This is a genomic window from Pseudomonadota bacterium (assembly GCA_030860485.1).
Lineage (GTDB): Bacteria > Pseudomonadota > Gammaproteobacteria > JACCXJ01 > JACCXJ01 > JACCXJ01.
The window spans coordinates 1-4,160 of the sequence record JALZID010000068.1; the positions used below are offsets into that span (position 1 = coordinate 1).

At 62.0% G+C, this 4,160-nt stretch carries 4 protein-coding genes and 1 pseudogene; 3 read left to right on the forward strand and 2 right to left on the reverse strand.

Features of this window, described 5'->3' with window-relative positions:
• Positions 1–352: 352 nt before the first annotated feature.
• The 3 genes and pseudogenes from M3461_04020 to M3461_04030 all read left to right on the forward strand — a co-directional run bounded on the left by M3461_04020 (position 353) and on the right by M3461_04030 (position 1,332).
• A complete protein-coding gene (locus M3461_04020) occupies positions 353–499 on the forward strand; it encodes a hypothetical protein (GenBank protein MDQ3773587.1) in 147 nt (48 codons plus the stop codon).
• Between the two features lie 100 nt (positions 500–599).
• Positions 600–1,043: a hypothetical protein gene (locus tag M3461_04025; GenBank protein ID MDQ3773588.1), complete on the forward strand. Its 444-nt coding sequence runs from the start codon at positions 600–602 to the stop codon at positions 1,041–1,043.
• 163 nt (positions 1,044–1,206) lie between these two features.
• Positions 1,207–1,332 (forward strand): annotated as a pseudogene (locus M3461_04030) (excalibur calcium-binding domain-containing protein).
• A gap of 95 nt (positions 1,333–1,427) precedes the next feature.
• Here the strand turns inward: M3461_04030 and M3461_04035 are convergent.
• Positions 1,428–1,922, reverse strand: a complete 495-nt coding sequence (locus tag M3461_04035; protein ID MDQ3773589.1) for a L,D-transpeptidase family protein — start codon at positions 1,920–1,922, stop codon at positions 1,428–1,430.
• A gap of 1,965 nt (positions 1,923–3,887) precedes the next feature.
• A partial coding sequence (locus M3461_04040) for an IS4 family transposase (GenBank protein MDQ3773590.1) occupies positions 3,888–4,160 on the reverse strand: 273 nt, incomplete at its 5' end.

Below are 4,160 nucleotides of genomic sequence, written 5' to 3' on the forward strand. Positions count from 1 at the left end.
TCACCCCAAAGGCGATCGCGACGGAGCGCATGCTTCGCCCCGCGCGAACCGCTCGAACCATCTGGTGACGACGTTCCGCAACCGCACGTTTTTAGCCATGGCTCACCTATCGAAAATGCCATTAGGATACGGTCAAGAGACTGGCGCGCCGACCGTGCAGGGCCCCATGCCTCGGTGTGGAGATCACTGCCCATCGGCCCCGCTGCAGCACGGCCGCGAAATTTGGCACCTGCCGCATTGCCAAAGGAGGTGATATGACGGCCGCTAAGATATACTCGATCGCATCGCCCCGCCCTGCCGCGGCCGCCGTGTTCGGCTCGTTCTGCTGCCGATCCACGGTGCCGCAGATGTAGTGCGGCCGCTGGCCGTGGTCGATGCCATGTCCCCCGGTGTCATCTCGGCCGAGGAAGCGCAGGCCGCTGCCGTGGTTTTGGAACACCACCGCAAGGCCGTGGAAACCCTCGACCTGGAACGGCGTCTAGCCGCGATCGAGCAATAACACAACTCCAATGAGCGCCGGTGGAGCCGAGCCGCCTAGAGGCCAAGTGTGAAGGCTAGCCTGGAGGGCTTTCGGACTGAATCAACCGGAGCAATCGAGCATGGCGAGCAACGCGAAGAAAGCGGGGGCAGTGGCGAAGGCGGAACCGGACGAGAGCAAGCTAAAGGCGGCAAGGTTCCGGGCGAAGACGGCGCCCCATCCGAGCGTGAACGCGGCGATGGTGATTGAAGAGTTCGGCGAGCGTTTCGGGGATTTGAACGTGGGGGAGCTGGCAGTTCACCCAAAGGACGGCATGAATGACGTAAGCAAGAACGACTTGCATGGCTGCGAGGCGATGCTGTATTCCCAAGCGCACGCCCTGCAAGCGATCTTCGTGAGCTCGGCGCATCGGGCGACGTTGAGTGAGGAGTGGTTTCCTAACTACGAGGCTCACATGCGACTGGCGCTCAAGGCACAGAGCCAGTGCCGGGCGACACTGGAGACCCCGGCGACGATCAAGAACCCGCCCGTGGTGTTCGCGCGGCAAGCCAACATCGCGGCTTGAGCCGGCAGCACCTTGCCTATAATGCGGCCGTAGCGGTCACGCTTGTAGTAGTTGACCTTGACCGTTTGGACCATTCACCAGATTTGAGAGATGGTTTTTGGCTACCTGCCCAAACGGAACCTGCTGCGGGCCTTGCGCACCCGCTGAGCGAACCGCGACCGCCTGCGGCCCGAAGCGGTACTGCCGCGAGATGGTGTCGTGCGACGAGGCTCGGCTTTACCTGTCGGCGTGCGGGCTTACCCGACTGGATGGCGACGGCGATGGCGTTCCGTGCGACGCGCTGTGCTGATGAGGGAGCTGTCGCGGTGATCGATGCCTACTACGAGGACGCGTGACCCTGGGCGAGATCCGGGTCAGGCGGTTAGATTAGCCTACCGGGACACGCTATAACTCGATGACCGCTGGGGTGCCGATCCCTACCTTCTGATAAATGAGGGGTGCGATATCGGCCGGGAGCCGGATGCACCCGTGCGAGGCGGGATAGCCCGGCAGGATGCCCACATGCATCCCGACGCCACTGGCCGTGAGCCGCATGAACCACCTCATCCGCGCGCCACGGTAGCGCGTCCCGCTGGGCGCGGAGTCCACTTTGGTGCTGACGCCCGAGCGCACCACGCGACCGCGCCAGTCCACGAATTCGCCATAGACGCTCGACCGGTGATCGGGGTCCTTCTGCGAAATGCGGAAAGTGCCGGTGGGCGTCATCCCCGAGCGCTTGCCGGAGGACATGGGGGAGTCGATGTAGATTTCGTCACCCACCATCAGATAAGCGCGCTGCTTCGATATGGAGATGTGCAGCCGCGAGTTGAACGGGTTGATCACCGACTCGAGGCTTGCATTGATCTTCGCGGGGGGCTGGCGGCTGATCGGCTTGGTCACCGTTGTCTTAGGCCTCCTAGGCTCGAAGAGTTGCGCCGAGGCCGAAGGCCCGCTCGCAAAAAGCCAGACGGCGAGCGTGACGAGGAGCGTTTGGAGAAAACCAGCGATTCTCATACGAAAACAAGTGGCCGTTAATAGAAAAGCCGTCCAGTGGCGGCAACCACAATATCGACCCCACGCGCGCCGTGCTGAAGGGTGGACAGCGCGGTCTGCTTAGCAAGCTTTTCCGCTCCGTGCACACGTCTACAGGTGACCTTGGGGATCGATCATGCCGCGCATCATATGGGCTCCATCATAGGTTCTCGCAGGGCGGAACAAGCGCCGGCACCGAGCGGCTACCGACGCAGGTCGTTTCCGAACGTCGGTGTGGGGAGTTGCTCAAAGGAGATTGATCCACATAAGGGAGGGGACCGGAAATCAAATGGCGGGCGCCCTCCCGTTGATTCGAGGAAGGTTGCCGGGGATGCGCGCGGATTTAGAGCTCCCTGACGGCAGCGGTAGGAAGTTGAGTCAGAAGCAAGGCGAGCGTCCGCCTAAAAACGGGGACGGGGACGGCCATGTTTCTATCAGGCAGGACGCTACCGACCCGAGGTTACCTACTCGTGAAGAGGCCGCCATAGAGAACACGCGCCGGCAGAGTACTCCTGCGATGCCCCGGCGCCCCTCCCTGGGCCTGTCGTGCATGGGGGGCCGGGCGTGTAGACGAGCTGCGGCGCACCCCCTGCGCCGCGTCAGCCCGTGAGCCTGACGTTGCGGGTCTGCAACACACTCGCCTGGCGCCGCCGTGGCCAACATGCCTTGATGAAAAGAAGATGTAAAACAAGGGACATTCCTTACCTTGTCCACCTCGACGTGATCTCGCAGGGTGCTATCGGTCTCACGGCCTCGCCCGGTACGCACGACGGGTGTCTAAGCATTTGATTTACATAAATTAGCTAGCTGGTGGTTAAAAGGTGACCGAAGTAAATCGGGCGGCCGTAATTCTGCTGCCTTGCAGCACCTTTCTGACGAGTTTTCCACAGGGTTGTCCACAGAATTTGTGCATAAGCGGCCCCCGGAGTACGCACAGCGCGTCAAGGGATTGGCCTCTCTTAGAACAGGCCGTCGAGTTGAAAATGGAGCAACAGGCCCCGGCCTGCATCGTCTGAGGGGCGCCGACTGCCTCCGTTGTGTTAGCCGACGCGTTTGCACACTGCGGTAACAGTGAACCCACGCTCCGGCCGGGTCAGCGCGTACGACAAGTCGCGAGCAATTCTGTCGCAGGTCCGCCGCTCCATGAAAAACTTCTCGCTCTGTAGTTTCATAGGAATCTCAGCGCCATCCCACCACGGCGTGAGGATGAGAAGGTACTCCATTTACTTCCCGCCCCACTCGTTTCGCTTGGGCGCCGCAGATGTGGTGCAGGCGCTGGCTGTCGCCCCCGATGCTATGGCCGGCGTCGTCCTCTGTGCTGATGAAGCCCAAGCCGCCGGAGTGACGGATGGCGACGGACGGTGAAAACGGCGGTAATACGGAAGGCAGGGACGCCAAAGGCCACTTTTTCTCAGGCAATCTCGTCCGATCCGGTAGCGGGCATACCCCATGTATTGTCCTTCCTTTTGCCAGCGGCGGGCCGTCGCGCGGTGACACGGGCTGCGGCGGAGAAACTCCTCCGTGCCGTCTAGGCCCGCACCGCCGCGCCCCGCAAGAGACGCCGGGCCGGCTGCACGGGACTGCGCGGCGCCGTTTGGCAGACGGCACGAGCCGTCCGTGGCTCGCCGGCCTCAGCGCGGAGATCCGGGGGGTGGCGGTGCGGAGCTAGGGTATCGGCGGTCTGTTGTATGACTCAAGCGCGGTCCCGTCAAGGTCCTGGAGCAACAGACAACGTCCAACGGTTTGGCCGAGATCCCTTGAGCGTGGGACACTGGCGGGTTGGGGTGCTGCCATCCCCTTGCATCCCTTATCAATCCCCTCATAATTTCCCCGCTATATGATGCCGAAGACCTCGCGGTAGAGGGGTTGTGCTTGCAGTAGCTCGTAGAATTTGTCCATCAGGGGTTTTGCCCAATCTTTTCGCATGCCAGTCAGGAGAGCGTGGTAGATGCGGCCTTGACGGAAGAAGGAATAGGTGCACCTTTTGGAAGTATTCGCTTTGATGGTACGCTCCAGGCCGATGCTATCCCCCGCCGCGCCGAGCGTGGTGAGTAAGGCGATAGTCAGCGCAGAGAGCATGAATAGGCGGTCACGGCGGGCGGGGGA